Source organism: Streptomyces sp. NPDC051219 (assembly GCF_040682335.1).
GTDB lineage: Bacteria > Actinomycetota > Actinomycetes > Streptomycetales > Streptomycetaceae > Streptomyces.
The window spans coordinates 1-4,920 of the sequence record NZ_JBFBAS010000073.1 but is presented as its reverse complement, the minus strand read 5'-3'; the positions used below and the strand labels follow the sequence as shown (position 1 = coordinate 4,920).

General features: G+C 68.4%; 3 protein-coding genes and 2 pseudogenes. All 5 read left to right on the top strand.

The window, feature by feature from the left end; all coding sequences use genetic code 11:
* Nucleotides 1-249 (top strand): annotated as a pseudogene (locus tag AB0M62_RS34630) (ATP-binding protein); the annotation flags it as partial.
* A 342-nt stretch (nt 250-591) separates the two neighbouring features.
* Nucleotides 592-3,795: a nitrate- and nitrite sensing domain-containing protein gene (locus tag AB0M62_RS34625; RefSeq protein WP_366078303.1), complete on the top strand. Its 3,204-nt coding sequence runs from the start codon at nt 592-594 to the stop codon at nt 3,793-3,795.
* Nucleotides 3,796-3,805: 10 nt separating this feature from the next.
* Nucleotides 3,806-4,219, top strand: a complete 414-nt coding sequence (locus AB0M62_RS34620; protein WP_254369776.1) for a roadblock/LC7 domain-containing protein — start codon at nt 3,806-3,808, stop codon at nt 4,217-4,219.
* A gap of 93 nt (nt 4,220-4,312) precedes the next feature.
* Nucleotides 4,313-4,858 (top strand): DUF742 domain-containing protein, encoded by a 546-nt coding sequence (locus AB0M62_RS34615; protein ID WP_366078302.1) that lies wholly within the window; start codon nt 4,313-4,315, stop codon nt 4,856-4,858.
* Nucleotides 4,839-4,920 (top strand): annotated as a pseudogene (locus tag AB0M62_RS34610) (ATP-binding protein); the annotation flags it as partial. The gene AB0M62_RS34615 and the pseudogene AB0M62_RS34610, both read left to right, overlap by 20 nt.

The following is a 4,920-nucleotide window of genomic DNA, read 5'->3' as shown; positions in this document are numbered from 1 at the left end:
CTCGTCGACACCCGCCGCCTCGCCGACTGCTTCCCCGCCGTCGACTACTTCGAGAACAGCGGCCTCCCCTTCGTCATCGCCCTCAACGGCTTCGAGGGGCACCAGCCGTACACCCCCGAAGAGGTACGCGAAGCACTCCAGATCGGCCCCGACGCACCGATCATCACCACCGACGCACGCCACCGCGCCGACGCGAAGAGCGCCCTCATCACGCTCGTCGAACACGCACTCATGGCACGCCTCAAGTAATAAATGCTCTACGGAAGTTGACGTGGTCGCGATAGAGGGGCGGGCTGTGTCGTTTGACACTGTCCGCCTCTCCGTTCATAACGTTTCGACAGAGAATTGAGGGGCCGCGGCCACCCGGCGCGGTCGCCTGGTACCGCTGTGCTCACATCTGCCCCGCCTTTTGCCGCCCCTCGTTCTTTATGACCGTTTTATCTAGGGCGTATGCCACTCGGAACGGCCAGTTCCGGCTGTTTGGAATGGGGCGGTTGCACGTGCTGAAATCGGCGAACTCCCTAGTAGGTAGTACGGCCCAGAAGATAGACGGCACAGCGTAGGTGCCGACGCCGAGAGGTTGTTGGTCGAGTGAGGCGAAGCAACACGAGCTCCGCAGAGCAGCAGGCGCGGGGGAACTTCACCCCGCCGCCGCGCACAGCGGCGTTGCCCGCGGATGAGCCTGTCGCGCCCTCCGCGGGAGGTGGCAGCACCAGCCGGTTCTCCCCCCGTAACTGGCGTGTGCCGACCAGGCTGAACGCGATCCTTCTCATACCCGTCCTCGTCGGACTGGTCATGGGTGGTTTCCAGGTCAAGAGCGCCATCGACACCTGGAACGAGGCCAAGGACGCCGAGAAGGTCGCACTGATCGTGCGGTCCGCGGCCGATTACAGCCAGGCGCTGCTGAACGAGCGTGACCTCACCGCCGCTCCCCTGCTGCAGGGCAAGAAGGACAGCGACGTCGTGCGCCAGGCGTACGACGACACCGACGCCGCCGCGGAGAAGTTCAACGAGGCGGTCAAGGACCTTCCCGAGAAGGAGGGCCTGGAGCGCCGGCTGAGCCTGTTCCGCTCCGAGGAGCCCAAGCTCGCGGCGATCCGCCAGAGCGCGTACTCCGTGCAGGCCGAGACGGCCGAGAAGGACCCCGCCAACAAGCAGGGCGGCCCGGTCGCGACCGAAGAGGGCTATGTGCTGGTCCAGCACTACCTCATGCAGTTCGCCAACGAGCTCGGCCTCGGCACCGGCAACATCACCAGCTACGGCCGCATGGTCTACGCCATCGAGCTCGCCAAGGCCGCCGAGTCGCTGGAGCGTTCCATCGGTATGCACCTGCTGGTGCGGCCGAGCGAGAAGGACTCGATCCGCACCGGCCAGACCATCGCCTTCTCCTCGTACGACTACCTCGAGGACATCGCCATCGGCGAGTACGTCGCCGCCGGCACCGAGCAGGACACCGACAGGCTGAAGTCGGTCATGAAGGCCAAGGCCGACGAAGGCGCCAAGAAGCTGGCCGCCGCCGCGGCGGAGGCCCAGCGCCGCGGCCAGGACTTCAAGGCCCCGCCGGTCTCCGCCAGCGGCTCGGTCTTCGACGGGCTCGTCGAGGAGATCGCCACCGGCGACAGCCCCGAGCAGCTCGCGAAGCGCGGTGTCACGCCCGAGGTCTGGATGGCAGCCGCCACCGCCAAGTTCGACGGCTACACCGAGGTCGAGAAGGAGCTCGTCGACAAGGCGGTCGCAGAAGCCGGCACGATCTCCGACGACGCCAAGAACGACGCCATCATCAACGGCGCCATCGTCGTCATCGCGCTCCTCACGGCCTTCATCCTCGCCGGGATGATGGCCCGCCAGATGAGCCGCTCCATGCGCCAGCTGCGCACCGCCGCCTTCAACATCGCCGAGCAGCGGCTGCCGATGCTGGTCGACCAGCTCTCGCGCACCGAGCCCGGCCGTGTGGACACCCGGGTGCAGCCCATCCCGATCGACTCGCAGGACGAGATCGGCGAGGTCGCGCGCGCCTTCGACCAAGTGCACCGCGAGGCCGTCCGGCTCGCCGCCGAACAGGCACTGCTGCGAGGGAACGTCAACGCGATCTTCACCAACCTCTCGCGCCGCAACCAGTCCCTCATCGAGGGCCAGCTGACCCTGATCACCGACCTCGAGAACAACGAGGCCGACCCGGACCAGCTCGAGAACCTCTTCCGCCTGGACCACCTGGCGACCCGTATGCGCCGCAACGGCGAGAACCTGCTCGTTCTCGCCGGCGAGGAGCCGGGCCGCCGCTGGAACCAGCCGGTCCCGCTGGTCGACGTGCTTCGCGCCGCCTCCTCCGAGGTGGAGTCGTACGAGCGCATCGAGCTCAGCGGTGTCCCGGAGACGGAGATCCACGGCCAGGCCGTGACCGACCTCGTGCACCTGCTGGCCGAGCTGCTGGAGAACGCCACCACGTTCTCCTCCCCGCAGACCAAGGTGCGCGTCACCGCGACCCGGCTGCCCGACGGCCGCGTGATGATCGAGATCCACGACAAGGGCATCGGCCTCACCGCCGAGGACTTCGCGGACATCAACCACAAGCTGGCCAACCCGCCGACCGTGGACGCCGCGATCTCCCAGCGCATGGGTCTGTTCGTGGTCGGCCGGCTGGCCGACCGGCACGGTGTACGGGTCCAGCTCCGCCCCTCGGGCGAGCAGGCCGGCACCACGTCGCTGGTCATGCTTCCCGACGCCATCACCCACGGTGGCGGTGGCGAGGCGCTGCCGGAGGACGATTTCCAGGTCTCTCAGATCATCCCGGAGCAGCAGGCGTTCCAGCCCGCCCCGGTACAGCCCGCCCCGATGCGCACCGCCGCGGAGCTCGGCTTCGACGACTCGCGGTACGAGGTCCCTGAGGACTCGCGGGAGCTCGACCCGGTCAACCGCTCGCTGATGCGCGAGGAGCGCCGTGCGGCGCTGGAGGCCCAGTCCGGCGGCGAGCGCCCGATGTTCCGCGACGAGGTCCAGCAGCCGGTCTACGACGACCAGCAGCAGTATCCGCAGGAGCCGCAGCAGCAGCCGGTCTACGACGACCAGCAGCAGTACGGCCAGGGCGACCAGTACGGCCAGAACGGCTACCCGGCGCAGAACGGCTACCCGGAACCGTCCTATGCGGAAGCCGGATATCCGGAGCCTGAGACTCCTGCGCAGCAGTACGACGGCTCCTACGACCCGCAGGCCCACCAGGGTGAGTGGACGGACCAGACGGCCTATCCGGCTGCGTACCACTCCGGGTACGGTACGCAATCGGAATCTGCGCCGGGCGCTCCCGCGAACGCCCCCGAGCGCGTAGGCTTCGACCGTTCGGGTCCCTCCCCCAGCAACGGTCACGAGCTGACCAATGCCGGCCTCCCGCGCCGCGGCGGCAGTCAGCAGTGGCAGCAGCCCGCGCAGCCCGAGACGGAGCAGCAGCTCTTCACGCCGCAGCCGAAGCAGCAGTCCCAGCCGCAGCAACAGCAGCAGGTGAACGGCAACAGCGACGGTGACGGCGAAGACTGGCGCTCCCGGAACGACGAGCGCTGGCAGCGGGCCGAGAAGCTCCGGGAGCCCAAGGCCGGCGGGGTCACCCCGTCCGGTCTCCCCCGGCGGGTGCCCAAAGCCAACCTGGTCGAGGGTACGGCGGAACAGACCCCGCAGGGCGGCCCCCAGGTCTCCCGCGCCCCCGAGGACGTACGCGGCAGGTTGAGCAACCTGCGGCGTGGTGTCCAGCAGGGACGCAACGCGGGATCAGAGCAGACCAGTAACAGCTATGACCAGGAGCGTTAGTGTGAGCCCGATGAGCCAGGCGGCGCAGAACCTGAACTGGTTGATCACCAACTTCGTGGACAACACCCCCGGGGTGTCCCACACGGTGGTGGTCTCCGCCGACGGACTCCTTCTGGCGATGTCCGAAGGGTTTCCCCGCGACCGCGCCGATCAGCTTGCGGCCGTGGCCTCCGGCCTGACCTCGCTGACGGCCGGCGCGTCCCGGATCTTCGAAGGCGGCGCCGTCAATCAGACGGTCGTGGAGATGGAACGCGGCTTCCTTTTTCTCATGTCCATCTCCGACGGTTCCTCTCTGGCGGTACTCGCCCACCCGGAGTGCGACATCGGCCTCGTCGGCTACGAGATGGCCCTTCTGGTCGACCGTGCGGGCGGCGTGCTGACGCCCGACCTGCGCGCCGAACTGCAAGGCAGTCTTCTCAACTAGCAGACAGGCAGTGCGTTTCGCGCCACCGCGCCATAAGGTGCGGTGGCGCGGCACCACAGGGAACGTGGCGACCGGTAGTCGGAGGAGGAAAACGTGGGAACACCACCAGGAGGACATCCGTACGGCGGCGCACAACAGCCGCAGGGTGGGCACGACCAGAACCGCTTCAACTTCCCCTCCTCGCCGAGCAGACACGGTTCCCCGGACCAGCAGCCGTACCAGCCGTACGACCAGCCCCAACGGATGCAGCCGGTGCAGCCCCGGCGGGCTCCCGAGCCGTCCGGGGGCAGGGCTGCGCACAACCCGCTGGTTCGTCCGTACGCGATGACCGGCGGCCGGACCCGGCCGCGCTACCAGCTCGCCATCGAGGCGCTGGTCAGCACCACGGCCGACCCCGCCCGGCTGCAAGGGCAGTTGCCCGAGCACCAGCGGATCTGCCACCTGTGCCGTGAGATCAAGTCCGTGGCCGAGATCTCGGCACTTCTCTCCATCCCCCTCGGCGTCGCCCGAATCCTCGTCGCCGACCTGGCGGAGGCCGGGCTTGTCGCCATTCACCAGCCCGGCGGCGACGAGTCCGCCGGCGGCCAGCCAGACGTGACACTGCTCGAAAGGGTGCTCAGTGGACTTCGCAAGCTCTAGCGGCGGAGCGGCCCGCTCCACTACCTCCGCGAAGATCGTGGTGGCAGGGGGCTTCGGCGTGG

Coding starts and splice junctions, on each gene's coding strand:
- AB0M62_RS34620 (WP_254369776.1), top strand. CDS start 3,806: ATGAGCCAGGCGGCGCAGAACCTGAACTGGTTGATCACCAACTTCGTG.